The sequence below is a fragment of the Lysobacter korlensis genome (genome assembly GCF_042434515.1).
The window spans coordinates 24,824-47,923 of record NZ_JBHLTG010000009.1 but is presented as its reverse complement, the minus strand read 5'-3'; the positions used below and the strand labels follow the sequence as shown (position 1 = coordinate 47,923).

The window sequence follows — 23,100 nt, the reverse complement described above, 5'->3', positions numbered from 1 at the left end:
GGGGATGGGAGGAGCCTCCATGAGTGTGAAGCAGGGCGACAGGATCACGATTCACGGCCGCACCGTCGGGGCGGGAGACCGGCACGGGGAGATCGTCGAGGTGCGTGGCAAGGACGGCGCACCGCCGTACGCGGTGAAGTTCGACGACGGGCACGAGACCCTCATCTTCCCGGGCGGCGACTTCACCGTCGACAGCACGCAGCCGAACACGACCTGAGGCGCCGGCCCAGCGGTCGAGGCGGACGGACTTCCCGTCACCGGCGGATGGTGAAGTCCTGCTCTCCGACCGCGGGGACGTCCTCAGCGTCAAGGTCGTCGACCCGGGCGCCGATGGGACCACGACGCGACCAGGCGATGAACTCCTCGACGGCCTCGGGGCTCCCCTCCGCCTCCAGTTCGACACCGCCGTCGGGGAGGTTGCGCGCGAATCCGCCGAGGCCCAGCTTCTGAGCCTCTCGACGTGCCGAGTACCGGAAGCCCACACCCTGCACCGCTCCTCGCGCCACGGCGCGCACCCGGATCCGCTCAACGTTCGACATGCGATCGACGCTAGCCCCTGTGAGTCGTCAGAAGAATGCCGTTCGGGGCTCGGGGGTCTCGCGGCGTGCGTGATAGTCCAGGGGCATGTGGTTCGATTCCTGGTCCGATCTCCTCAGAGTGCTGCTCGTCGGCGGCGCGGCGTATGTCGCGCTGATCGTGCTGCTGCGGCTGACCGGCAAGCGGTCACTCAGTCAGCTCAACGCCTTCGACTTCGTCGTCACGGTGGCGCTCGGCTCCACGCTCGCCACCATCCTGCTGAGCGGCACCGTCTCGTGGGCGGAGGGCGTGACTGCGCTCGCCCTGCTGCTGGTCCTGCAGTTCCTGGTGTCCCTCGGATCGCGCTGGCAGGCATTCCGGAGGGTGGTCACCGCTGAGCCGGTGCTCCTTCTCACGCACGGCGAGCTGCTTCGGGACGCGATGGCGAAATGCCGGGTCGGGGAGTCCGAGGTTCAGCAGGCGGTCCGCAGCACCGGTTCCGGTGACCTGTCGCAGGTCGCGGCCGTCGTGCTGGAGACCAACGGAAAGCTGAGCGTGATCCCGGAGAGTCAGTTCGGCAGCGGATCGGCGCTGGAGGGCGTGCAGGGACCGTGACGGCGGAGCTCGGAGAGCTCGGAGAGGACGTGGGATGGAACCGCTCTACCTTGTGGTGCTGCTCTTCGCCACGGTGATCCTGCTGCTCAACTCGTTCTCGCGGCTGCTTCAGCGATTGAGCCTTCCCGCACCGACCCTTGCGCTGCTCGCCGGTCTGCTGCTCGGGCCGCACGCGCTCGGCGTGCTGGACCTGCGGCTGATGACGCCGGATCCGCAGCGTCTTCTCGAGGAGGTGGCTCGGTTCACGCTGGCCGTGGGTCTGGTGGGGGTGGCACTGCGCCTGCCGCACGGCTACTGGCGCAAGAACCGGCGCTGGATCCTCGGGGCCATCGGCATCGGCATGCCGGTGATGTTCCTCACCGCCACGGCGGTGCTCGCGCTCGGTACCGGGCTTCCGATTCTGCTCGCCCTGCTGATCGCGGCCATCATCACCCCGACCGACCCCATCGTGACCACCCCGATCGTGACGGGATCGGTGGCGGAGGAGCACGTGCCGGAGCGGGTGAGATTCAACCTGTCAGCGGAAAGCGGCCTGAACGACGGGCTCGGTGTGCTCTTCGTGATGCTGGCGGTGCTGTCGATCACCCGGCCGGCGGGCGATGCATGGCTGGAGCTGCTGACCCGCGTGCTCCTGTGGGAGGTGCTCGGCGGGGCGGCGATCGGTCTGGTGGCCGGATTCGGGCTCGGCCGGCTGTTCAACTACACGAAGAAGCAGGGGCTGATGGAGGAGACGTCGGCGCTCGGATTCGTGCTGGCGCTGGCCCTCGTCGTGCTCGGCGCCTCGAGGGTGCTGGCCGTCGACGCCGTGCTGGCGGTGTTCGTCGCGGCGGCGGTGTTCGGTCAGGTGGTGCCCCGCTCGGAGGCCAAGCGTGAGGACCGCATCGATGACACGGTGAACCGGTTCGTGGCGCTCCCGGCGTTCCTGCTGCTCGGTCTGTCGCTGCCGGTCGACCGCTGGCTGAGGGACGGACCGTGGGTGGCCATCGTGGTGCTCGCCGCGCTGCTCCTCCGGCGATTCGTCGGGATCTGGGTCGCTCGTCCGGTGTTCGCCCCGCTGCACAGCCGGTCGGAGACGCTGTTCCTCAGCTGGTTCGCTCCGGTCGGCATTTCCGCGCTGCTCTACGCCACGATCGCCGAGCGGCACACCGGCGATCCGCGGATCTTCCCGCTCGCGACGCTCGCCATCACGATCTCGGTGTTCGTCCACGGGCTGTCGTCGATGCCGTGGAGCACGTGGCTGCAGCGGCGAGCGGAGGCGGCAGCAGAGCAGAATCGGGTATCCGGAACAAACGACGCTCCGTGACCGTTCCGAATTGCAGCGGGGGAGCGAGGAGGAGCGGAACGGTGACGGATCAGGCTGCCTGGATCGACGTCGTCCATCGACTGGTCGATCGGGTGATGGTCGGCGGCGACTTCGAGGAGCTCGAAGCGATCGCGACTCCCGGCTTCGCCGCCGGTGCGCGCCGCTGGATCGAACCGTTCCGGCAGTCGTTCCCTGACGTCCGGATGGAGATCGTCGAGACCGTGGCGGACGGTTCCACCGTGGTGGCCCGTCTCCGCTGCTCCGGGACGCAGCTCGGCTCCTGGCGCGGACACCCGCCCACCGGCCGGCGGTTCTCGGACATCGACGAGGTCTACTTCTTCCGGTTCGAAGGGGATCGCCTCGCGGGCGCGTGGGGCGTCGAGGACAACCTCACCCGGTTCCGGCAGCTGGGCATCCACGAGCTCTGAACTCGCCTCACGGGGGGATCGGTTACCGTGGGCAGGCGGCCGACGCATTCGGCCGCGCGAGGGGAGCCGAAGTGGCGGAGTGCATCCACGGGTTTGAGACCGAGCTCTGCGATATCTGCTCACCGCGGGTTGCGCCGGAGCCCACGAAGCCGGTGCGTGCCCCGCGGGCGTCGAAGCCGGCGGTGGAACGGCGCCCGGTGGCGACTCCGGCGACCCGCACGCCGGGATCATCCTCCCGTGTCGGTGAGCACTCCGCCGTGCCGTTCGCAGCACAGCGGGTGTACCACGTCACTCACGTGCGGAACCTCGAGATGATCATTCTCGACGGTGAGATCCGGGCCGGCGCAACGCCGGAGATCGACATCAGCTCGGCGCACACACGGGAGCTTCGCACGCTCGCGGCGGTGCGTCCCGGGGTGAGCGTCGCCGAGCACGTGCCGTTCTACCTCACGCCGAACGCCACCCGCTGGAACGAGCTGCGCAGCGGCGCGGAGGGCGTGTTCTGGTCCGACGCGGCGCGGGAGGCGCGGCCGAGCGACTTCGTCGCCCTCGTCACGACGATGGCCGGCATCGGCCCGGATGTCGTGGTCGCCGACGGCGACGCGGTGTCACCGGTCACCCGCTTCGCCACCGGAGCTGAGGACGGCCGTACCCTGCTGCGCCGGGCCCGCGCCGCCGACCCCGACCTCCTCGAAGCAGAGGTGCTCGCGCCTGGGTCCATCCCCTTCTCGGCGGTCGCGCTCATCGGCGTCTCGAACGACAAGATCCGCGCCCGGGTGAAGGACCTGCTCGCCGAGGCGGACGGGCACACGCCGCGGATCGCCGTGTATCCGCCCTGGTTCCTGCCTGCCGATCAGGACTGAACCGGCATTGCAGAAGGAGAGACCGATGGTCGACGCCGAAGTGCACGAGCACGAGCCGCCGTATGTGGTCGGCTTCTTCGTCGGGAGCCTCGCCCGGGACTCGCTGAACCGCAGGCTGTCGCGGGCGCTCGTCCGCCTCGCGCCTGAGGAGCTTCAGCTGCAGGAGATCCCGATCGGGGACCTGCCGCTCTACAGCTACGACTATGACGCCGACTTCCCGACGGTGGCCAGAGACTTCAAGGCGGCGATCGCCGCGGTGGACGCCGTGCTGTTCGTCACGCCGGAGTACAACCGCGACATCCCGGGCGGACTGAAGAACGCCATCGACTGGGCGAGCCGCCCGTATGGGAAGAACTCGTTCGCGCGGAAGCCGTCCGCGGTGATCGGCGCGTCGCCGGGCAAGATCGGCACCGCAGTGGCGCAGCAGAACCTGCGCAGCATCCTCAGCTACTGCAACTCCCCGCAGATGAACGCGCCGGAGGCCTACATCCAGGCGACGCCCGGGATGATCAGCGTCGAGGGCGACATCGGCGACGAGAGCCTGGAGGAGTTCCTGCGGTCGTGGATGGACGACTTCCGGCTCTTCATCCAGCGAGTGCTGACCGTGCTGCCGCAGGCGACCAAGAACCTCACCGGCGCGCCCTGACTTCAGTGGCTCAGCGACCGGCGGTGCCCACCGCCCAGCGGAAGGCGTTCACCAGACGGTAGCCGCCCTCCGCGGTGCGGTACGGTGCCGCGGCCTCGAGCAGCGTGCTCCGCAGCTCGTCGATCGTGGCGTCGTCCTCGCCGAGGAGGATGCCGCGCACCAGGTGCTCCTCGTCGGGCGTGGTCCACTCGACATCGGTGATCCCGGCGAGGACGTCCGCCAGCCCGGCTGCCGCCATCACCCGCTCCAGTCCGCCCGGCAGCCGCAGTTCGTCGTCCGGCACGGGCTCCTCGCCGGCTGCCCTTGCGATCGCGGCCTCCAGCGCTTCGATGTCGTTCCGCTCCGCCTCGGCCCAGTTGGCGATGGCGATGCGGCCGCCCGCAGCGACCACGTCAGCGGTGCGGCGCAGCGCGGTCACCGGATCCTCGGCGAACTGGAGGGCGTTGAACGCGGTCGCCACGTCGAACGGCCGCTCCGGACGGGGGAGCTCCTCGAATCCGGCGACCTCGATCGACGCACCGGGCACCCGCGCCCGCGCGCGCGACACCATCCCGGGAGCCGGGTCGACGCCGCTGACCTCCGCGCCCAGACCGGCGGCGTAGGCGACGAACTCCCCGGCACCGCATCCGATGTCGAGCACCCGAGACCCCGGCCCGATCGCAGCGGCCGCCGCCACCGCCGCCCACACCGGCTGCGGCATGCTGCCCCACAGCGCCGACCACTCCTCGGCCACCGCCGACCAGCGGTCCGGCTCGCCCCCGTTCATCGCAGACAGCGCACTACTGCGCGGTGTAGCCGCCGTCGACCAGGTGGTAGCTGCCGGTGATGAAGCTCGCCGCGTCGCTGGCGAGGAAGGCGACGAGCGTCGCCACCTCCTCCGGCTCGCCGAGCCGGTTCAGCGCGTGCCTGCTCTCCAGGAACTGGAGGGTCTCGGCGTCGAGGTTCGCATCGACGAGGGGGGTCTTGATGAAGCCCGGTCCGACGGAGTTGACTCGGACATCCTGCGCGGCGTACTCCAGCGCGGCGTTCTTCGTCAGCCCGACGACGCCGTGCTTGGCGGCGACGTAGCCGGCGGAGTTCGCGAAGGCGACGCTGCCGAGGATCGAGGCGATGTTGACGACCGCTCCGCCGCCGTTCGCCGCGATCGCCGGCAGCTGCGCCTTCATCCCGTACGCCACCGCGCTGAGGTTGATCTCGATGACCTTGCGCCAGCCGTCCAGGTCATACTCCCCGAGCGGTGCGCTCGGGCCGCCGATGCCCGCATTGTTCACGGCGATCTTCAGCGGCGCGAGCCCGTTCGCCGCCTCCACCGCGTCGACCGCGTTCTGCGGGTCGCTGACGTCTCCGACCACCCCGGCCGCGCTGCCGCCCGCCGCGGTGATCTCACCGACGACGGTATCCACGGCGTCGCCCTTCAGGTCGGAGACGACCACCGATGCCCCGTTGGCTGCGAGCAGCAGGGCGATGGAGCGTCCGATCCCCGATCCCGCTCCGGTGACGATGGCGGAGCGGTTGGCGACGTCGTAAGTGGCCATGGGGTTCCTCGATTCTCGACAGCGTGCCGGCCGGCCGCGGAACGCGAGCCAGGTCCGCCTTCGACGCTACGCGGGCCGCATGGCCGTCACCTGGCAGGGGACTGGGCGGCGCCGACGTCGCCGCGCGCGGGCATCCGGGCGAGCACCAGCAGCGCGAGGAAGCCGACGAACGCCACCCCGGCGAGGAAGAAGAAGCCCGCCGAGAACGACCCGGTGAGATCCTTCAGCACCCCGAGCGCGAGGGCGGATGCGAACCCGCCGACGTTCGCGCAGAAATTGCCGAATCCAGAGCTGAGTCCCGCGACCGAGCGGCCGAAGAAGCGTGTCGCGACGGCGAAGATCGGCCCGAAATAGAGCTGGATGAACACGCCGATCAGTGCGACCACGACGATCACCAGGGCGACGGCGTCGGCGGCGTTCAGCAGCAGGAACAGCACGCTCATCACCCCGAGTGACAGCCCGATGACGCCGAGCGGGCGACCCAGCCGGTCCGAGATGATGCCGCCCAGGATGTTCGACGGCGCCGTGATCGCCGCTGACAGCGCCACGATCAGGCCCGCGGCCTCGAGGCTCAGCCCGCGGTCGACGATCAGGTACGACGGCAGCCAGAAGCCGAAGCCGGCGACGAGCGCGAGCCGCGCGAACTGGACGAGGCCAAGCAGCCACCAGGCCGCGGTTCGCCACACCCAGCGTGCTGAACGAGGATCGGCGGATGCGGGATGCCGCGACGGCGGCTCGTCAGCGAGCAGCCAGAACGCGACCAGCACGACGAGGCCGAGGCTCGAGGACAGCACGATCACGCCGTCCCAGCCGAGCGGGCCGACGAGCAGGGGGCCGACGAGATTCACGACGACGTTCGACGAGAAGCCGCCGGCGACGAAGAGGCCCATCGCGGTGGCTCGTCGCGCCTCCGAGAAGTGCCGCGTGATCAGCATCAGTCCCGGCACGAACATCAGCGCCCGGAACACCCCGGTTCCCGCCTGGATGGCGAGCATCGGCAGGAACGCGCCGCTCAGGGCGAAGAGGATGCTGAGCGCGTTGGTGCCGAGGATCCCGACCGCGAACAGCCGCTTCAGGCTGACCCGGTCGGCGAGCACCCCGGCGGGGATCTGCATCAGCGCGTAGGTGAGCGTCGTGGCCGCCGCCAGCAGCCCGGCCTCCGCGAAGCTGATGCCCAGGTCCTCGCGGATGAGGGGCAGGAACAGCGAGATCGCGCCGACCGCGATCGCCTGCGTGCTCTGCGCCACGACGATCAGCGCACTGTTCGCGGCGACACCTCGCGTCACGGGCGGTGCCTTCCGTCGAGTGCCGCCGAATCCACAGATGCTACCGCGGCGCGTCGCGGTCATAATTCCGGGATGAGGGTGCTCGTGGCAGTTCTTCCGTTCGCCGGGCACGTGGCACCGATGCAGGCTCTCGTTCGAGAGCTGACGGCTCGAGGGCACGATGTGCGGGTCTACACCGGCTCGGCGTACCGGTCGCGGTTCGAGGACGCCGGGGCGTCCGTGCTGGTGTGGCGGATGGCGCCCGACTTCGACGAGCATGCGCTGGAGCGGACCTTCCCGCAGCTGCGCGGGAAGAAGGGCCCGCGCCAGCTGCTCGCGAACGTGGAGCACCTGTTCATCCGGAGCGCGGCCGGGCAGGCGCAGGACCTCCTCGCCGAATGGCGCTCGGAGCCGTGGGACATGCTCCTCTCGGAGACGACCAGTGTCGGTGCCGCCCTCGCCGCTGAGCGGACGACTGCGCCATGGGTCTCGGTCGCGATCACCCCGCTGTCGCTCCCGAGCACGGCGCTGCCGCCGAGCGGGCTGGGCATCCGTCCGGGCCGGGGGCCGGTCGGGCGGTTCCGTGACCGGGCGCTGCGGGTGGTGTCGCGCGCGCTGACCCGCCGGCTGCGCACGGCGCTCGACGAGACCAGGGCGACAGCAGGGCTCGGGCCGAGCCCCGTGCCGTTCGAGGCCGCCGGCTTCTCGCCGACCCTGATCCTCGCCACCGGCAGCCGCTCACTCGACTACCGGCGCCCGGATCCGCCGCCTCATCTGCACTACGTCGGCACGCTCGGCGTCTTCGCCGGCACGCCGCATCCCCAATGGTGGGCGGAGGTCGAGCACGCCACGGCGCCGGTCGTGCACGTCACGCAGGGAACGCAGAACCTGAATCCGGATGACCTGCTGCGGCCGGCGCTCGAGGCGCTGGCGGACGAACCGGTGCTGGTGGTGGCCTCCAGCGGCGTAGCCGGGCACGATCGGCTGCCGTTCCCGGTGCCGGAGAACGTGCGGGTGGCCGGGCTCCTGCCGCATGCGGAGCTGCTTCCCAGAACCAGCGTGATGATCACGAACGGCGGCTGGGGCGGCACGCTCGCCGCCCTGAGCTCGGGCGTGCCGCTGATCCTCGCCGGCGGTGATCTCGACAAGCCTGAGGTGGCCGCGCGCGTCGGCTGGTCGGGCGCAGGCATAGACCTGCGCACCGGCACACCGGACGCGCGACAGATCTCCGCCGCGTTCCGCCGCATCCGGTCCGACCCCTCGTTCCGCGCCGCGGCGAAGGCTGTCGGGCGAGAGCTCGGAGAGGGCGGCGGCGTCCCGCGGGCTGTCGATCTCATCGAACAGGTGGAGACCCCCGATCCGGGCGAATCGCCGTCCGCCGCTTCCGGGGCCTGACCGCCCCGCTGGGTCGTAGGCTCGATCCCGGACGTGCCCGATCCCGCGCCCCGCGCACCGGGCAGCTCGGGCCGGGGACGAGATCGCCGGGCCGCCATCCTCGATCTTTCGGAGCACCGCCATTTCCACGACAGCGCCGACATCAACCGAACGCCCGAGCGCCCGCACTCGGCTCGACCGTTACTTCGAGATCAGTTCGCGAGGCTCGACCTTCAGCCGGGAGATCCGCGGCGGGCTCGTCACGTTCGTCACGATGGCGTACATCGTCATCCTGAACCCGCTGATCCTCGGCGGGTTCAGCGCCGAGCAGGCGACCCTCGACGTGGAAGGCAACTGGCTGCAGAACGCCCAGGTCGCCGCGGTCACCGGGCTCACCGCGGGCGTGATGACGATCCTCTTCGGCGCGATCGCCCGCCTGCCGTTCGCGCTCGCCGCAGGTCTCGGCATCAACTCGTTCCTGGCCGTGAACGTCGTCGGGCAGGTGACCTGGGCGGAGGCGATGGGCCTCGTCGTGATCAACGGGCTGCTGATCGTGCTGCTCGCCTCGACCGGCCTCCGGACGATGATCTTCAACGCGGTGCCGGCCGAGCTGAAGACCGCGATCACGGTCGGGATCGGCCTGTTCATCGCCTTCATCGGCCTCGTCGACTCCGGGTTCGTGCGGGCGAGCGGCTCGCAGTCACCGCCGGTGCAGCTGGGTGAGGCGGGATCCGTCGCCGCGCTGCCGACTGTCGTGTTCCTGATCGGGCTCGTCCTGATGGGCGTGCTGATGGCACGAGGGGTGAAGGGGGCGCTGCTCATCGGCATTCTCGCCACCACGGTGCTCGCGGTGATCGTCGAGGCGATCTTCCGGCTGGGGCCGGCGTTCGAGAACCCGGGCGGATGGAGTCTCAACACGCCGACCATCCCGTCGTCGATCTTCTCCCTGCCCGATCTCAGCCTGATCGGCCAGTTCAGCTTCGGCGCGTTCGACCGGATCGGCGTGCTGGCCGCGACCATGCTCGTCTTCACGCTGCTGTTCACCAACTTCTTCGACGCGATGGGCACCATGACCGGCCTCGCCAAGGCGGCGGATCTGATGGATGCGCGCGGGAACTTCCCGCGACTGAAGTCCGGCCTGATTCTCGAAGGCGTCGGCGCGGTCGCCGGGGGAGCGACGTCGAGCTCCTAGAACACGATCTTCATCGACTCCGCCGCCGGCATCGGGGAGGGCGCCCGCACCGGGCTCGCCTCCATCGTCACCGGCGTGCTGTTCCTCGCCTCCATGTTCCTCACCCCGCTCACCCAGGTGGTGCCACTCGAGGTCGCCGCCGCAGCGCTCGTCGTGGTCGGGGCGCTGATGGTGGCGCAGATCCGCGACATCGACTGGAGCGAGTTCTCCGTCGCACTGCCGGTGTTCCTCACCATCGTGGTGATGCCGTTCACGTTCTCGATCGCCAACGGCATCGGTGTCGGCTTCCTGAGCTGGGTGCTGGTGCGGTCGATGGCGGGCAAGGCGCGGCAGATCTCGCCGCTGCTCTGGATCGTCGCGGCCGGGTTCCTCATCTACTTCGCCCGCGGCCCGCTCGAGCAGCTTCTCGGCTGACTCGTTCGCGCCCCGTCTTTCCGCAACTCCCCGAAGGGGATTTCGGTAGCGTCGGGGGCATGGCGGGCGAGGTGTGCACGGTCGGGCACTCGACGCGCCCCATCGAGGAGTTCCTCGCGATCCTGCACGCCCACCAGGTGCGGGAGATCGTGGATGTGCGCACCATCCCGAAGTCCCGCACCAACCCCCAGTTCGGCGGCGACTCCCTCAGGAAGAGCCTCGCGGCGGACGGGATCGCCTACCGGCACGTCCCGTCGCTCGGCGGGCTCCGGCGTCCGCGGAAGGACTCGCCGAACGACGGATGGCGGAACACGTCGTTCCGCGGGTACGCGGACCACATGGCGACCGAGGAGTTCGCCCAGGGGATCGACGAGCTCCTCGACGCCGCGGCGGTGCACCGGGTCGCCGTGATGTGCGCCGAGGCGGTGCCGTGGCGGTGCCACCGGTCGCTGATCGGCGACGCGGTGCTGGTGCGTGGGGTGCCGGTGCTCGACCTGATGGACGCGACCACCGCGAGGCCCCACGTGCTGACGAGGTTCGCGTGCGTCGAGGGCAGCGAGATCACCTACCCCGCGGAGGAGGACGACAGAACGACTCTGTGGTGAGCGGAGGGTGAAATGCGGCGCGCCTCTTGCGTCGGACGCACGCCAGGAGTAACCACTGGATCACCAGAGGGCGGGAGGCCGGAAATGCGCTTGTCGGAACAGGAACCCACGACGGCACCGTCCAGTGGAACCACGGGCGCGCTGCCCGCTCGAGGGCCCGTGCACGACGCATTCGACGCCCTCGCCGATGGCTATCGGCGACAGCTGCTGGGGATCCTGTGCGAGGGCGACAAGTCGGTCAACGAGCTGGCGGCGAACCTCCCCATCAGCCGCCCCGCCGTGTCGCGGCATCTGAAGGTGCTCACCGAGGCAGGCCTGGTGGCGGAGACGTACTCCGGCGCCAGACACATCTTCCGACTCCGCCCAGAGGGGGTGCGGGCGGTGCAGGACTACCTCGAGCGGGTCTGGGGCGTCGGCGTCCGACTGCGGCTGGCCACCGAGAACCAAGAGCTCGACCAGGAGTCGTCATGACGGAGGGCACTCGGGAGAGCCCGTGGCAGCTCACCACGGCGTCCGGCACGTCGAAGTACACGATGTACCGGGACGGCGACGACCTCGTCTGCCAGGTGGGTTCCACGACGCTCACGTATTCGGCGCGGGCGATCGAGGACCTGCACGCCTGGCTTCGTGAGCAGGGCGACTGGGTGCCGCTCGGCGCCGCAGACGAGGGGAAACCGGCGGCCGATGGCACGGTCGAGGCGTGGGGACGGTCGGATTCCAACCCGGTCGGCGGCTGGTACGGGCTCAGGAAGGGCTACCGCGGCCGGTTCGGCATGTACCTGCCGCCGCTGCTGGAGCGGCTCGGCCTCGCCGAAGTCACCCACAATGCCCGCAACAACTCCATGCGGGCGATCTGACGTGGAGCGGGTGACGAGCGAGGCATCCCGGGATTAGCCTGTCGGCATGTGCCGGAACATCCACACGCTCCACAACTTCGAGCCCGCAGCCACCAACGACGAGGTGCACGCCGCGGCGCTGCAGTACGTGCGCAAGATCAGCGGGACCACCAAACCGTCGAAGGCCAACCAGGAGGCGTTCGAACGCGCCGTGGCGGAGATCGCCCACATCACCGGGCATCTGCTCGAGGACCTGGTGACGACGGCGCCGCCGAAGAACCGGGAGATCGAGGCAGAGAAGGCGCGGGCGCGCGCCGCGCAGCGCTACGCGACCGTCTGACCCGGTGATCTGCCGCCGGCCGAGCCGAGCGCGGGGCCGACTGCGCTCTTGACCCGGCAGGCCCGCAGGACGAGCATTGCACCCGTGACGGAGCTGTCGCTCGACCCATCGGCCCTATCCGACGACGATTCCCCCCGCCGCGCCCGACCCGACGGCGACGCGCTGGACCGGGCGATCGAGCACTCGCGGCGCTGGCTCGGCTCGCTCGACGAGCGACCCGTGCCCGCGACTGCCGGCATCGACGACATCGCATCCCAGCTCGGCGGCGCGCTGCCTGAGCGGGGATCGCCACCGGAGGACGTGGTCGAGCGGCTCGCCGCTGCGGTTGAGCCAGGGCTCATGGCGAGCCCGTCCGGCCGGTTCTACGGCTGGGTGATGGGCGCGACGCTGCCGGCGGCGCTCGCCGCAGACTGGCTGGTGTCGGCTTGGGACCAGAATTCCGGAATGCGGGACGCGACGCCCGGGACGGTGGCCGCCGAGGAGCTCGCGGCCACGTGGCTGCTCGAGCTGCTCGGCCTGCCCGCCGGATCCGGGGTCGGGTTCACCACGGGCGCCACCATGGCGAACTTCACCTGCCTCAACGCGGCGCGCAGCGAGGTGCTGGCCCGCGTCGGCTGGGACGTCGCGGAGCAGGGCCTCGCCGGCGGGCCGCGAGTGCGGGTGCTGGTCGGCGCGGAGCGGCACAGCTCGATCGACCTCGCGATCCGCTACCTGGGCCTCGGTGCGCCGGAGGTCGTCGCCTGCGACGAGGAGGGGCGGATCGACGTCGCGGACCTCGACTTCCGGCTCGCGGAGGACGGTGGGCCGGCGATCCTCTGCCTGCAGGCGGGCAACATCCACTCCGGCGCCTTCGACCCGTTCGCCGAGGCGATCGAGGCGGCGCACGAGGCCGGGGTGTGGGTGCACGTCGACGGCGCCTTCGGGCTGTGGGCGGCGGTCGTCCCGACGCTCGATCGGCTCACCGCCGGCCTCCGCACCGCAGACTCCTGGGCGACGGATGCGCACAAGACCCTCAACGTGCCGTACGACTCCGGGCTCGCGGTGGTGGCGGATGCGGCGGCCATGCAGCGCGCGATGAGCGTCCGCGCCAGCTACCTGCTCACCTCCTCGGCGGTCGATCCGCACGAACGGGTGCCGGAGATGTCGCGCCGTGCCCGCGGCGTGCCGGTCTGGGCGGCGCTCGCCTCGCTCGGTGCGGAGGGCGTGCGCGACCTCGTCGGCGGCCTGGTCGACGCGGCGCACGGCATCGCGGATGGCGTCTCCCGCATCCCCGGCGCGCGGGTGCTGAACGACGTGGTGTACACGCAGGTCAGCGTCGCGTTCGAGAACGATGACCGCACCCGCGAGGTCTTCCGGCGCATCCTCGAGGAGGGGCGCGTGATGCCCTCGGCGAGCGTCTGGCACGACACCGCCGTGATCCGCTTCTCCGTGAGCTCCTGGCGCACCGGACCGGACGAGGTGCGCGAGACGGTGGCGGCGGTGGCGCGAGCCGCCGCACAGGCCCCGCGGTAGCGGCTCACGCGGATTCGGGCGCGCCTTGGAGGCAGCTTGGAGTTTCGAGCGCCGTGGCTCGGCCGTGCTTACCGTGAGGCGACCGGAGCGACGGGGCTCCGGTGTTCTCGATTCGAGGGGGATCCATGCGCAGAATTCTGCTGTCCGTCGTGGCCGCACTGGCACTCGTGTTCGGCTTCGCCACTCCGGCGAACGCCATCACCGGAAACTACGTGAAGGACTTCGAGCATCCGTACGTCGGGCTCGTCGTCTTCTACGACGCCGAAGGGGAGTTCAGCGGCCGCTGTTCCGGCTCGTTGCTGAACCCGACGGTGTTCCTGACCGCCGGGCACTGCACTGAAGGTGCCACCAGCGCGCGGGTGTATTTCCAGCAGGATGCCGGGGTGAACCTCGACCTTGAGGAGGGAATCGATCCGACGACCGGCTATCCGGAGACCTGCGCCGGAAACACCCTCGGCACACTGTGCGCCACCTCCGATGAGCTGTACAACTACGGCTTCAACGAGTTCGCCGGTTTCCCGGACACGCACGACGTCGGCCTGGTCATCCTCGATCAACCGATCGAGCTCGACGAGTACGGTGTGCTCGCGGCCGACGGATCCCTCGACGAACTGGCCACCAGGCGAGGCCAGCAGGCGACCACGTTCACGGCGAGCGGCTACGGACTGAGCTACAGCAGCCCGGTCGGGGTTGAGTCGTTCCGCGAGCGGCTGATGGCGCAGGCGAAGCTCACCAACCTCCGCAGCGCCAACACCGACGGCTACAACCTGCAGACCAACGGCAACGGAAACGGGCGCGGCGGCACCTGCTCCGGCGACTCCGGAGGCCCGGTCTTCTACGGCGGCTACGAGTCGAACCTCATCGTCGCGGTCACCTCGTTCGGTATGAATGAGTGGTGCCGGGGAACGGACTTCGCGTACCGCACCGACCGGCAAGAGGTGATCGACTGGATCTTGAAGATCGCCCGGGATGCAGATGCGGGAGACGCGTCCGCCGGCATCGAGGTCGTTCCTGTCTGACGATCCGACGGGCGGTGTCGCGGCCGGCGAGTCTAGGATTCCGGCCATGACACCGCCCGACGCACTCGACCCTGTCGCCGCCGCGCACGCCGAGGCGGAAGCCGCGATCGCCGCCGCCCGCGCGGCGCAGGCCGAGGCGGAGGCGGCGGTGAGGCGGGCGCAGGAGGCGGCGGCCGCGGCGAGTGCGGCGGAACACGCGTCCACGCCTGCGGCGCCGTCGTTCACGCCCGTTGGCGCTCCACTGGACTCCGGCGAAGTGGACGCCATCAGGGCGGGCTATGCGTTCCAGGGTCCGGCGCTGGAGCTGGGCGCCCTCGTCAACGGGGAAGCGATGCCGGACGTGCCGGTGCGCATCCCGCTCGCGATGACGAACCGCCACGGACTGATCGCCGGCGCAACCGGGACCGGAAAGACGCGCACCCTGCAGGTGCTGGCGGAGCAGTTCTCCGCCGCCGGTGTGCCGGTCTTCGCGGCTGACATCAAGGGCGACCTCTCCGGCGTCGCCACCGCTGGTGCCGCGAACGACAAGCTGCTCGAGCGGACGGGAGGGATCGGCCAGGAATGGCAGGGGTCCGCGTTCCCGGTCGAGTACCACTCGCTCGGCGGGCGCGGCAACGGCGTGCCGATCCGGGCCACCGTCGCGGGGTTCGGGCCGCTGCTCTTGAGCAAGGTGCTCGGACTCAACGCGACGCAGGAGTCGAGCCTCGGCCTCGTCTTCCATTACGCCGAGCAGGCAGGGCTCGCGCTGCTCGACCTGACCGACCTGCGCGCCGTGCTGTCGTACCTCGTCAGCGACGAGGGCAAGAGCGAGCTCAAGGAGCTCGGCGGTCTCTCCGCCGCGACGGCCGGCGTGATCCTGCGTGAGCTGATCGCCTTCGCAGATCAGGGCGCTGACGTCTTCTTCGGCGAGCCGGAGATCGACACGGCCGACTTCCTCCGCACCACGACGCAGGGCGCAGGGGTGATCAGCCTGCTCGAGGTGCCCGGTGTGCAGCACCAGCCGGCGCTCTACTCGACGTTCCTGATGTGGCTGCTGGCCGACCTGTTCAACGACCTCCCCGAGGTCGGTGACCTCGACAAGCCGAAGCTCGTGTTCTTCTTCGATGAGGCGCACCTGCTGTTCGCGGATGCGTCGAAGGAGTTCCTGGCATCCATCGTGCAGACGGTGCGACTCATCCGCTCGAAGGGCGTCGGGATCTTCTTCGTGACGCAGACGCCGAAGGACCTGCCGAGCGACGTGCTGGCGCAGCTCGGCTCCCGGGTGCAGCATCAGCTGCGCGCCTTCACGCCGGACGACGCCAAGGCGCTCCGGGCGAGCGTGCGCACCTACCCGAACTCCGGCTACGACCTCGAAGAGGTGCTGACCGGGCTCGGCACCGGCGAGGCCATCGTGACGGTGATGAACGAGCGTGGCGCTCCGAGCCCGGTGGCGTGGACCCGCCTGCGGGCGCCGCAGGGCTCCATGGCGCCGACTCCGGATGCGGACATCGCCGCCGCCGTGGCCGCCTCGGCGCTGCTCGGCAAGTACGGCACGCCGCTCGACCGGGATTCGGCGCGGGAGGTGCTGACGGCGAAGCTCGAGGCGGCCAACGCCGCGTCGGCGCAGGCCGACCGGGCTGAGGCGGCCGCGGAGCTGCGGCGGCAGCAGGATGCCATGGCACGGCAGCAGGCCAAGGCCGACCGCACGGCGAGGGAGGCGTCCGAGCGGGAGGCGAGGCGTCGCTCGGGCAGTGACGGCCGCACGACGCGGACCCGTGCCGAGAAGTCCCCACTGGAGGAGATACTCGGCTCCCGCACCACCCGGACGATCCTGACCGGCGTGCTGACCGGCATCTTCAACACCCGTCGTCGCCGCTGACGTGCATCCTCGTCGCGGAGGCGACCGAGGGTGTCCTCGCCGGGAAGCGTCGTGCGGGAATCACCTCTCGCGCGCCGGTCCGGCCGGGCGCTAGCATGACCCGACGATTGGGGTCGAAGATGACAGCTGCTCAGTCTCTTGACGAGCCCGGATGCAACACCGACGACATGCTGATGGTGCACGGGCTCATGCGCCTCGTGTTCCGCGACGCCGAGAAGCTGGTCCGCGCCGCCGGCCCCGGCGACCCTGAGCGCGCGAGCACCCTCGGTCAGCACGTGCTCGAGATCGCGGACGGGCTGCACCGCCACCACACGGGCGAGGACCAGCTGCTGTGGGACCAGCTGTCGTCGAAGAGCCCTGGCTGTGCGATCCACGTCGGACTCATGAAGCGGCAGCACGCCGCCATGGGTGAAGCGCTCGACCGGGCCGAGGAGGCCGCCGCGGCCTGGCAGCGGCAGCCGGACGAAGCCCACCGGGCTGCGGTCCTCGCGAGTCTTGAGAACGTCAATGCCCTGCTGAACGAGCACCTCGGCGATGAGGAGCGCCTGATCCTGCCGACCGCCGGACAGGTATTCACCCAGCGCGAGTGGAACCGGCTCGGGGACCACGGCCGAGCGGCCATCCCGAAGAACAGGATGTTCATCCAGCTCGGATTCATCCTCGACAGCATGCCCCCGGACGTCGGGCGGCAGTTCCTCGCCGAGGCCCTGCCGGCACCGGCGCGGGTGCTCTACCGGCTGATCGGCCGCCGCCAGTACATCGCCCATCGCCGCAGGGTGTACGGCGCGCTGGCCTGAGCGGCCGGGACACGAGGGAGAGCCGCATGACGTACACGCTGCTGCTGTACTGGGAGCCGGGCACCGGGCCCCAGGAGGGTACCCCCGAGCTGGAGGCCGAGTTCGAACGCTGGGACGCGATCACCGAGGAGATGCGGGAGGCGGGCGTGCTGGTGCTGAACGAGGCGCTCAACTTCCGTGAGACGGCCGTCACGCTCAGCGGCACCGACGGTGCCCTGAAGCGGCGCGACGGCGACGCGCTCGGTGCGCCGGATGCGCTGTTCGGGTTCTACGTCCTCAACGTCGACAGCGAGGACGAGGCGATCCGCTGGGCCGAGCGGATGCCGCATCTCGATTACGGCTCGGTGGAGGTCCGGCCCAGCATGTGACCGCTCAGCGACCGCTCGAGCGCTCCAGCACCCCACGCACGTAGGCCGCCTGCCCGGCGTGCTGCAGGTCATCCGACAGCACGCTGAGAAGGCGCACGCCGAGCGTGACCGGCGGGTCCCACGATGTGTCGACGATCCGGTCGAGGTCCTGATCGGCCAGCGACGCCAGGAAGCCGAGAGTGCGGTCGTGCACCGCGTCGAAGTAGCCGAGCAGCGCTTCCGCATCGATTCCGCGGACTGCGGCGACGTCCGCGGCCGAGTGGCCGTATCCCGTCGCCGACGCGGGAAAGGGCAGGCCGAACCGCTCCGCCCAGCCGCCGGCGGTCCAGACCTGCTCCGCGTCGGCGACGTCCGCGACGTGGTCGTCCTGGATGCGGGCGAGATGCCAGATCAGCCAGGCGATCGAGTTCGCCTCCGGATCGATCCGGAAGCGCAGCCCCTCCTCGCCGAGCCCCTCCACGGCGGCGTGCACCACCTCGCGGATCCGTCCGAAGCCGTCGGTGAGCAGTGCGGTTGCCGGGGTCATGGGTCCACTGTGACCCGACTGCGCACGGTCGCGCCACCGTCCGGCAGCAGCCTCAGCACGCGCTGTGAAACCGCCGACTGGCCGCCGCCGCGGGCGTAGTCTGCCGAGCGGAGGCCGCCGGGGATTCGAGCCGATCCACGGCTGTCGGCGGCCGGAAGGAGGCAGGCTCCGATGAGCATGATGTCCCAGATGATGGGTTCCATGCAGATGCCCCAGATGGGCATGAGCATGGACATGAACGCGATGCAGGAATGTATCGAGGCGTGCTCGGCCGCGGCTCAGGCCGCGACGATGTGCGCCGACGCGTGTGCCGGAATGGGCGGGGATATGGCCCGCTGCTCCGCGATGTGTGCGAACACCGCCGACATGGCCACCACGATGATGCGGGTCATGCTGCGGCCGAACGGCTACGACATGGCTTCGATGCAGGCCATGATGCAGGGCTGCATGGCGATGGGCATGGCCTGCGCCGAGGAGTGCAACAAGCACGCCGACATGCACGACCACTGCCGCATCTGCGCATCCGCGTGTCAGCAGATGGTCGACGCGTGCCGTTCCATGATGTCCGGCATGGGCATGACGGACGCGGGTGGCGACACGATGATGCAGGACTCCGGCATGAAGTCGATGGGCTCCGACATGGGCGGTGCCAAGGGCGGCGGCTCCACGGACGACATGTAGGCGAAAAGTCTCTGCGGGCGGCCCGCCGGAGTCCCGGATCGGGTCGCCCGTTCGCCTGCGCGGACCCGACTACGGGCGCCGCGCGCCGGGATCAGTCGCGGACGAGGACGCTGGCGATCCCGCCCGGAACCGAGACGACGCCTGCGGCGCGGTGCAAGGCGACGGGGGTGCCGGTGCGGATGGCGCCCGAATGGTGGCTCCAGACCCAGACCCGGCGATCGTTCTCCAGCAGCACCAGCTCGATCCACCCGCGGGCGTCCGTGCGGCCGACGAGCGCATCCCGCCAGCCGCTCGGCGACGCGGCGGCGACCCGCTCCTGGATCGGCAGCAGTGTGTGCCCCGCCCGTCCGCTCGTGCATGCGCCCTCGGCGCACATGCAAGCGGTCACCTCGATGGGCCGTACGGATTCCGCCGTGCTGTCCATGGAAATCACCCCTTCGCGGTGTGCGCGTGCGGCCGCTCTGGCCGGTGCGACGAGCATAAGCACCGCCTCCATCGACGTCACGCAGCGCCGTCACGAAACGAAACATTCCGCCGGCGCGGCTGCGGGTCTAGCCTGGGGCCGACGCGGGGGCGGCTGCATCCGCGGTCCGCCGACCGCCATACCCGAGATGAGGAGATGGCCATGCCGACAAAGCTCAACCCGTACATCAGCTTCAAGGACAATGCACGGGAAGCGATGGAGTACTACCAGTCCGTCTTCGGCGGGGAGCTCACGATGAGCACCTTCGCGGAATTCCAGATGGCGGAGGACCCGGCCGAGTCGGACAAGATCATGCACTCCCAGCTCGACACCGACAACGGGCTCACCCTGATGGGCGCCGACACGCCGAACCAGATGCCATACGAAGACGGGAGCCGGGTCGCCATCTCGCTGAGCCGTGAGAGTGAAGCGGAGCTGCGCGGCTACTGGGACAAGCTGATCGACGGCGGCAGCGTGACCATGCCGCTCGAGCAGGCGCCGTGGGGCGACAGCTTCGGGATGTGCACCGACCGCTTCGGAGTCAGCTGGATGGTCAACATCGCGGGCGCGCAGAACCAGGGCGGCGGCGTTTCCGGCTGAATGAGTCCGCCACAGACCCCAGCGTGGGAATCTGATGTGAGCGGGCTGGCAGAGGGATCGCATTTCCGATGCGATCGGCTCCGGTCTGCCTAACGTTCCTGCATGGACGACGAGGTGTGGGGCACGGGGAAGTGTCCCGACTGCAACGGTGAGCTGACCGCGGAGCCGTATGCTGCGGAGGGCCATCTGGCCATCGCCTACTCGTGTCCCGGGCACGGTCCCATCGCCGTGATGGAGCCCTTCTAGCCGAGCGTCACCGGTGCGGAGCCCGTGAGCTCTCTGATGCTCTGCTGCGCCGGGGTAACGTCGAGACATGGAGTTTCGATACCTGGGCGACAGCGGACTGAAGATCTCTGAGATCACCTACGGCAACTGGCTGACGCACGGATCGCAGGTGGAGAACGACGTCGCGACGCAGTGCGTGCACGCCGCCCTCGACGCGGGCATCTCGACCTTCGACACCGCGGACGTGTACGCCAACACCGCTGCAGAGTCCGTGCTGGGGGACGCGCTCGCCGGTCAGCGGCGCGAGTCGCTCGAGATCCTCACCAAGGTCTACTGGCCGACCGGTCCGCGCGGCCACAACGATTCCGGGCTGTCGCGCAAGCACATCATGGAGTCGATCTCCGGCTCCCTGAAGCGGCTGAAGACCGACTACGTCGACCTCTACCAGGCACACCGCTTCGACTACGAGACGCCGCTGGAGGAGACGATGCAGGCGTTCGCCGACGTCGTGCGCCAGGGGAAGGCCCTGTACATCGGCGTCAGCGAGTGGAATGCGGAGCAGCTGCGAGCCGGTGCCGACTTCGCCGCTGAGCTCGGCATCTCGCTGATCTCCAACCAGCCGCAGTACTCGATGCTGTGGCGGGTGATCGAGGAGGAGGTCATCCCGACCTCGGAGGAGCTCGGCATCTCGCAGATCGTGTTCTCCCCGATCGCGCAGGGCGTGCTCACCGGCAAATACCAGCCGGGCGCCGAGCCGCCGGCGGGCAGCCGCGCCACCGACGAGAAGGGCGGCGCAGACATGATCAAGCGCTTCCTGCGCGACGACGTGCTGCAGGGCGTGCAGCGGCTGCAGCCCGTCGCTGAGAAGAACGGGCTGACGCTCGCGCAGCTGGCGGTGGCGTGGGTGCTGCAGAACGACAACGTCGCCTCCGCGATCATCGGCGCCTCCCGGCCGGAGCAGGTCACCGAGAACGTCAGGGCCGCCGGTGTGGAGCTCGACGACGGCACGATGGCGGCCATCGACGAGGCGCTCGGCGACCTCGCCGAGCGCAACCCCCGCCTGACCCAGTCCCCGAGCAGCCGCGTGAGCTGACCCCTCGACAGGATCAGGAGGGCGCTCGGCGATTGCGGGCTAGGTGAGGCGGGACTGGATGTCGGTGAGTGACGGGTTCGTCGCGGTGGAGCCGTCGGCGAAGACGACGGTCGGCACCGTGCGGTTGCCCTTGTTGACCTTGATCACCAGGTCCGCGGCATCCGGGTCCTGCTCGACGTCGACCTCCGAGTAGGAGATGCCCTCCCGGTCGAGATGGCTCTTCAGCCGCGTGCAGTAGCCGCACCAAATGGTGCTGAACACCGTCAGTGAGCCGGGGGAAGGGGTGTAGGCGCGCGTCTTCATCCCGGACAGGGTACGTGAGCAGCCTCCGGAGGCCGGTGCCGCCCCGGATGCGCCGGAGAATCCTGCGTGCCCGCTTGGAGTCTCTCCGCGGCGGGTCGCGGCCGCTTTCGCGAGCCCCCGGACCGGGAGCATGATCGGCCCATGACCGCCACCGCTCCCCGCGCTCCGGCCGCGCAGCCTCCGCTCAAGCGCGCCATCGGCCCGAAGCTGCTGCTGCTGTTCATCATCGGCGACATCCTCGGCACGGGCATCTACGCGCTCACCGGGCAGGTCGCCGCCGAGGTCGGCGGGGCCGCCTGGCTGCCGTTCCTCATCGCGTTCGCCGTCGCCACCGTGACGGCGTTCTCCTACCTGGAGCTCGTGACGAAGTACCCGGACGCCGGCGGCGCCGCCGTGTTCGTGCACCGAGCGTTCGGGATCCACTTCGTGAGCTTCCTCGTGTGCTTCGTGGTGATGGCGTCCGGCATCACGTCTGCCTCAGCCGCATCCCGGGCGTTCGCCGCGAACCTCATCGCCGGATTCCAGCTCGAACTCGGCAATGTGGGCATCCTCCTGATCGCGCTCGGCTTCATCCTGCTCGTCATGCTGGTCAACTTCATCGGGGTCTCCCAGAGCGTGAAGGTGAACGTCGTGCTGACGCTGGTCGAGCTCTCGGGCCTGCTGATGGTCATCTTCATCGGCCTTTGGGCGATCGCCGGCGGCCAGGGGGACTTCTCCCGGGTGGTCGCCTTCGAGACGCCAGAGGACAAGGCGGTGTTCCTCGCCATCAGCACCGCGACATCCCTGGCGTTCTTCGCAATGGTCGGGTTCGAGGATTCCGTCAACATGGCGGAGGAGACCAAGGAGCCGAGCCGGATCTTTCCGAGGGTCCTGCTCACCGGCCTCAGCATCACGGCGGTCGTCTACGTGCTCGTCTCGATCTTCGCCGTCGCCATCGTGCCGATCGGCGAGCTCGCCGGGAACGAGACCCCGCTGGTGACCGTCGTGCAGACGGCGGCGCCGGACTTCCCGATCGCCGACCTGCTGCCGTTCATCTCGATGTTCGCGGTTGCGAACACCGCCCTGATCAACATGCTGATGGCGAGCCGGCTGCTCTACGGCATGGCCAAGAAGGGCGTCCTGCCGCCGTTCCTCATGAAGGTGCACGCCGAGCGCCGGACGCCCTGGAGCGCGATCCTCTTCACCACCGCGCTCGCCCTCGGCCTCATCACGTACGTGTCGCTGGACCCAGAGGGGTCGGTCGTGGCGCTCCTCGGCGGCACCACCTCGCTGCTGCTGCTCGCGGTGTTCGCCGTCGTCAACGCGACGGTGCTGCGGCTTCGAGGCGACACGGTGCAGCACAAGCACTTCAACGCCGGCCGCATCCTCCCCGTGATCGGAGTGATCACCTGTGTCTATCTGGTGCTGCCATTCACCTCAGGGCGGCCCAGCGAGCAGTACGTCATCGCCGGGATCCTGGTCGCCATCGGGATCGTGCTGTGGCTGGTCACCTGGATCGCCCACGGCAGGCACGCGCCGAAGGAGGCCCCCATCGCGGAGGTGGACGAGCTCCGCTGACGCGGCCTGCCGTCCCGGGCATGCGGGTCCATCCGAGTCGACCGAACGTTCTCGTCGCGCGCCGTCGGCGCATGCACACTCCAGCGGCTGAGGCAAGCCCCCGACCGCATTTCACGGGCACATTGCCGCGGCGCGCCGGAGCCGATAGTTTGCCTGCATCGAGCGG

Annotated in this window: 27 protein-coding genes and 1 pseudogene; 21 read left to right on the top strand and 7 right to left on the bottom strand. The window is 69.9% G+C overall.

Translation table 11 applies throughout. The annotated features are described in order from the left end of the window. Window positions 1-19: 19 nt before the first annotated feature. Window positions 20-217 (top strand): DUF1918 domain-containing protein, encoded by a 198-nt coding sequence (locus ACFFGH_RS28115; RefSeq protein ID WP_386674844.1) that lies wholly within the window; start codon window positions 20-22, stop codon window positions 215-217. 37 nt (window positions 218-254) lie between these two features. Here ACFFGH_RS28115 and ACFFGH_RS28110 read toward each other — a convergent pair whose 3' ends face one another. Further along, window positions 255-539, bottom strand: a complete 285-nt coding sequence (locus ACFFGH_RS28110; RefSeq protein ID WP_386674841.1) for an acylphosphatase — start codon at window positions 537-539, stop codon at window positions 255-257. An 85-nt stretch (window positions 540-624) separates the two neighbouring features. Here ACFFGH_RS28110 and ACFFGH_RS28105 point away from each other — a divergent pair, with 85 nt between their 5' ends. The 5 genes from ACFFGH_RS28105 (at window position 625) to ACFFGH_RS28085 (ending at window position 4,371) form a co-directional block, all read left to right on the top strand. After that, window positions 625-1,131, top strand: a complete 507-nt coding sequence (locus tag ACFFGH_RS28105) for a DUF421 domain-containing protein (RefSeq protein WP_386674838.1) — start codon at window positions 625-627, stop codon at window positions 1,129-1,131. A gap of 34 nt (window positions 1,132-1,165) precedes the next feature. Further along, entirely contained in the window at window positions 1,166-2,434 is a 1,269-nt protein-coding gene (locus ACFFGH_RS28100) for a cation:proton antiporter domain-containing protein (RefSeq protein WP_386674835.1), read from the top strand. 41 nt (window positions 2,435-2,475) lie between these two features. Then, entirely contained in the window at window positions 2,476-2,862 is a 387-nt protein-coding gene (locus tag ACFFGH_RS28095) for an ester cyclase (RefSeq protein ID WP_386674832.1), read from the top strand. A 257-nt stretch (window positions 2,863-3,119) separates the two neighbouring features. Then, window positions 3,120-3,725, top strand: a complete 606-nt coding sequence (locus ACFFGH_RS28090; protein ID WP_386674829.1) for a DarT ssDNA thymidine ADP-ribosyltransferase family protein — start codon at window positions 3,120-3,122, stop codon at window positions 3,723-3,725. A gap of 25 nt (window positions 3,726-3,750) precedes the next feature. Continuing rightward, entirely contained in the window at window positions 3,751-4,371 is a 621-nt protein-coding gene (locus ACFFGH_RS28085; protein ID WP_386674826.1) for an NADPH-dependent FMN reductase, read from the top strand. 10 nt (window positions 4,372-4,381) lie between these two features. Here the strand turns inward: ACFFGH_RS28085 and ACFFGH_RS28080 are convergent, their stop codons facing one another. The 3 genes from ACFFGH_RS28080 to ACFFGH_RS28070 all read right to left on the bottom strand — a co-directional run bounded on the left by ACFFGH_RS28080 (window position 4,382) and on the right by ACFFGH_RS28070 (window position 7,192). Then, window positions 4,382-5,137, bottom strand: coding sequence for a class I SAM-dependent methyltransferase (locus tag ACFFGH_RS28080; protein WP_386674823.1), 756 nt, complete (start codon window positions 5,135-5,137; stop codon window positions 4,382-4,384). Window positions 5,138-5,150: 13 nt separating this feature from the next. Further along, window positions 5,151-5,906, bottom strand: coding sequence for an SDR family NAD(P)-dependent oxidoreductase (locus ACFFGH_RS28075; RefSeq protein WP_386674820.1), 756 nt, complete (start codon window positions 5,904-5,906; stop codon window positions 5,151-5,153). A gap of 86 nt (window positions 5,907-5,992) precedes the next feature. Further along, window positions 5,993-7,192, bottom strand: a complete 1,200-nt coding sequence (locus ACFFGH_RS28070) for an MFS transporter (RefSeq protein WP_386674817.1) — start codon at window positions 7,190-7,192, stop codon at window positions 5,993-5,995. A 72-nt stretch (window positions 7,193-7,264) separates the two neighbouring features. On the opposite strand from ACFFGH_RS28070, the gene ACFFGH_RS28065 reads away from it, so the two are divergent. From ACFFGH_RS28065 to ACFFGH_RS28015, 11 genes and pseudogenes are all read left to right on the top strand, one after another. Beyond that, window positions 7,265-8,566: a glycosyltransferase gene (locus ACFFGH_RS28065; protein WP_386674814.1), complete on the top strand. Its 1,302-nt coding sequence runs from the start codon at window positions 7,265-7,267 to the stop codon at window positions 8,564-8,566. Window positions 8,567-8,606: 40 nt separating this feature from the next. Next, a pseudogene (locus ACFFGH_RS28060) lies at window positions 8,607-10,151 on the top strand (NCS2 family permease). A 59-nt stretch (window positions 10,152-10,210) separates the two neighbouring features. Beyond that, complete coding sequence (locus tag ACFFGH_RS28055) at window positions 10,211-10,756, top strand: DUF488 domain-containing protein (RefSeq protein ID WP_386674811.1); 546 nt, start codon at window positions 10,211-10,213, stop codon at window positions 10,754-10,756. A 159-nt stretch (window positions 10,757-10,915) separates the two neighbouring features. Next, window positions 10,916-11,227: an ArsR/SmtB family transcription factor gene (locus ACFFGH_RS28050; protein ID WP_386674808.1), complete on the top strand. Its 312-nt coding sequence runs from the start codon at window positions 10,916-10,918 to the stop codon at window positions 11,225-11,227. Continuing rightward, a complete protein-coding gene (locus ACFFGH_RS28045; protein WP_386674805.1) occupies window positions 11,224-11,613 on the top strand; it encodes a DUF6855 family protein in 390 nt (129 codons plus the stop codon). The genes ACFFGH_RS28050 and ACFFGH_RS28045 overlap by 4 nt, the downstream gene beginning before the upstream one ends. Window positions 11,614-11,659: 46 nt before the next feature. Further along, the gene (locus ACFFGH_RS28040) at window positions 11,660-11,932 is read left to right on the top strand and encodes a DUF2277 domain-containing protein (protein ID WP_386674803.1); all 273 of its coding nucleotides are present in this window, start codon (window positions 11,660-11,662) and stop codon (window positions 11,930-11,932) included. 84 nt (window positions 11,933-12,016) lie between these two features. Next, window positions 12,017-13,444: a pyridoxal phosphate-dependent decarboxylase family protein gene (locus ACFFGH_RS28035; RefSeq protein ID WP_386674801.1), complete on the top strand. Its 1,428-nt coding sequence runs from the start codon at window positions 12,017-12,019 to the stop codon at window positions 13,442-13,444. 125 nt (window positions 13,445-13,569) lie between these two features. Beyond that, a complete protein-coding gene (locus ACFFGH_RS28030; RefSeq protein ID WP_386674798.1) occupies window positions 13,570-14,463 on the top strand; it encodes a trypsin-like serine protease in 894 nt (297 codons plus the stop codon). 46 nt (window positions 14,464-14,509) lie between these two features. After that, entirely contained in the window at window positions 14,510-16,321 is a 1,812-nt protein-coding gene (locus ACFFGH_RS28025) for a helicase HerA-like domain-containing protein (RefSeq protein WP_386674795.1), read from the top strand. 119 nt (window positions 16,322-16,440) lie between these two features. Further along, window positions 16,441-17,118 carry a hemerythrin domain-containing protein gene (locus tag ACFFGH_RS28020; RefSeq protein WP_386674792.1) on the top strand — a complete coding sequence of 226 codons (678 nt, stop codon included), beginning with the start codon at window positions 16,441-16,443 and terminating at the stop codon, window positions 17,116-17,118. Between the two features lie 26 nt (window positions 17,119-17,144). Further along, entirely contained in the window at window positions 17,145-17,486 is a 342-nt protein-coding gene (locus ACFFGH_RS28015; protein WP_386674789.1) for a YciI family protein, read from the top strand. Between the two features lie 4 nt (window positions 17,487-17,490). Here ACFFGH_RS28015 and ACFFGH_RS28010 read toward each other — a convergent pair whose 3' ends face one another. Continuing rightward, window positions 17,491-18,012 carry a mycothiol transferase gene (locus ACFFGH_RS28010; protein WP_386674786.1) on the bottom strand — a complete coding sequence of 174 codons (522 nt, stop codon included), beginning with the start codon at window positions 18,010-18,012 and terminating at the stop codon, window positions 17,491-17,493. A gap of 171 nt (window positions 18,013-18,183) precedes the next feature. On the opposite strand from ACFFGH_RS28010, the gene ACFFGH_RS28005 reads away from it, so the two are divergent. After that, window positions 18,184-18,693: a four-helix bundle copper-binding protein gene (locus ACFFGH_RS28005; RefSeq protein ID WP_386674783.1), complete on the top strand. Its 510-nt coding sequence runs from the start codon at window positions 18,184-18,186 to the stop codon at window positions 18,691-18,693. A 91-nt stretch (window positions 18,694-18,784) separates the two neighbouring features. Here the strand turns inward: ACFFGH_RS28005 and ACFFGH_RS28000 are convergent, their stop codons facing one another. Further along, on the bottom strand, window positions 18,785-19,117 hold the full coding sequence (locus tag ACFFGH_RS28000; RefSeq protein ID WP_386674781.1) for a hypothetical protein: 333 nt from the start codon (window positions 19,115-19,117) through the stop codon (window positions 18,785-18,787). A gap of 201 nt (window positions 19,118-19,318) precedes the next feature. Here ACFFGH_RS28000 and ACFFGH_RS27995 point away from each other — a divergent pair, with 201 nt between their 5' ends. Continuing rightward, on the top strand, window positions 19,319-19,756 hold the full coding sequence (locus ACFFGH_RS27995; RefSeq protein WP_386674778.1) for a VOC family protein: 438 nt from the start codon (window positions 19,319-19,321) through the stop codon (window positions 19,754-19,756). A 313-nt stretch (window positions 19,757-20,069) separates the two neighbouring features. Next, window positions 20,070-21,074: an aldo/keto reductase family protein gene (locus tag ACFFGH_RS27990; RefSeq protein ID WP_386674776.1), complete on the top strand. Its 1,005-nt coding sequence runs from the start codon at window positions 20,070-20,072 to the stop codon at window positions 21,072-21,074. Between the two features lie 39 nt (window positions 21,075-21,113). On the opposite strand, the gene ACFFGH_RS27985 is transcribed toward ACFFGH_RS27990, so the two are convergent. Further along, entirely contained in the window at window positions 21,114-21,377 is a 264-nt protein-coding gene (locus tag ACFFGH_RS27985) for a mycoredoxin (RefSeq protein WP_386674773.1), read from the bottom strand. Between the two features lie 141 nt (window positions 21,378-21,518). Here ACFFGH_RS27985 and ACFFGH_RS27980 point away from each other — a divergent pair, with 141 nt between their 5' ends. Next, window positions 21,519-22,934, top strand: a complete 1,416-nt coding sequence (locus ACFFGH_RS27980; RefSeq protein ID WP_386674771.1) for an APC family permease — start codon at window positions 21,519-21,521, stop codon at window positions 22,932-22,934. Window positions 22,935-23,100 lie beyond the last annotated feature (166 nt).

Bases quoted from the DNA above. Each gene is read 5' to 3' on its own strand.
- ACFFGH_RS28115 (WP_386674844.1), top strand. From the start codon at position 20: ATGAGTGTGAAGCAGGGCGACAGGATCACGATTCACGGCCGCACCGTC.
- ACFFGH_RS28110 (WP_386674841.1), bottom strand. From the start codon at position 539: ATGTCGAACGTTGAGCGGATCCGGGTGCGCGCCGTGGCGCGAGGAGCG.
- ACFFGH_RS28105 (WP_386674838.1), top strand. From the start codon at position 625: ATGTGGTTCGATTCCTGGTCCGATCTCCTCAGAGTGCTGCTCGTCGGC.
- ACFFGH_RS28100 (WP_386674835.1), top strand. From the start codon at position 1,166: ATGGAACCGCTCTACCTTGTGGTGCTGCTCTTCGCCACGGTGATCCTG.
- ACFFGH_RS28085 (WP_386674826.1), top strand. From the start codon at position 3,751: ATGGTCGACGCCGAAGTGCACGAGCACGAGCCGCCGTATGTGGTCGGC.
- ACFFGH_RS28080 (WP_386674823.1), bottom strand. From the start codon at position 5,137: ATGAACGGGGGCGAGCCGGACCGCTGGTCGGCGGTGGCCGAGGAGTGG.
- ACFFGH_RS28075 (WP_386674820.1), bottom strand. From the start codon at position 5,906: ATGGCCACTTACGACGTCGCCAACCGCTCCGCCATCGTCACCGGAGCG.
- ACFFGH_RS28065 (WP_386674814.1), top strand. From the start codon at position 7,265: ATGAGGGTGCTCGTGGCAGTTCTTCCGTTCGCCGGGCACGTGGCACCG.
- ACFFGH_RS28055 (WP_386674811.1), top strand. From the start codon at position 10,211: ATGGCGGGCGAGGTGTGCACGGTCGGGCACTCGACGCGCCCCATCGAG.
- ACFFGH_RS28045 (WP_386674805.1), top strand. From the start codon at position 11,224: ATGACGGAGGGCACTCGGGAGAGCCCGTGGCAGCTCACCACGGCGTCC.
- ACFFGH_RS28040 (WP_386674803.1), top strand. From the start codon at position 11,660: ATGTGCCGGAACATCCACACGCTCCACAACTTCGAGCCCGCAGCCACC.
- ACFFGH_RS28030 (WP_386674798.1), top strand. From the start codon at position 13,570: ATGCGCAGAATTCTGCTGTCCGTCGTGGCCGCACTGGCACTCGTGTTC.
- ACFFGH_RS28025 (WP_386674795.1), top strand. From the start codon at position 14,510: ATGACACCGCCCGACGCACTCGACCCTGTCGCCGCCGCGCACGCCGAG.
- ACFFGH_RS28020 (WP_386674792.1), top strand. From the start codon at position 16,441: ATGACAGCTGCTCAGTCTCTTGACGAGCCCGGATGCAACACCGACGAC.
- ACFFGH_RS28015 (WP_386674789.1), top strand. From the start codon at position 17,145: ATGACGTACACGCTGCTGCTGTACTGGGAGCCGGGCACCGGGCCCCAG.
- ACFFGH_RS28010 (WP_386674786.1), bottom strand. From the start codon at position 18,012: ATGACCCCGGCAACCGCACTGCTCACCGACGGCTTCGGACGGATCCGC.
- ACFFGH_RS28005 (WP_386674783.1), top strand. From the start codon at position 18,184: ATGAGCATGATGTCCCAGATGATGGGTTCCATGCAGATGCCCCAGATG.
- ACFFGH_RS28000 (WP_386674781.1), bottom strand. From the start codon at position 19,117: ATGGACAGCACGGCGGAATCCGTACGGCCCATCGAGGTGACCGCTTGC.
- ACFFGH_RS27995 (WP_386674778.1), top strand. From the start codon at position 19,319: ATGCCGACAAAGCTCAACCCGTACATCAGCTTCAAGGACAATGCACGG.
- ACFFGH_RS27990 (WP_386674776.1), top strand. From the start codon at position 20,070: ATGGAGTTTCGATACCTGGGCGACAGCGGACTGAAGATCTCTGAGATC.
- ACFFGH_RS27985 (WP_386674773.1), bottom strand. From the start codon at position 21,377: ATGAAGACGCGCGCCTACACCCCTTCCCCCGGCTCACTGACGGTGTTC.
- ACFFGH_RS27980 (WP_386674771.1), top strand. From the start codon at position 21,519: ATGACCGCCACCGCTCCCCGCGCTCCGGCCGCGCAGCCTCCGCTCAAG.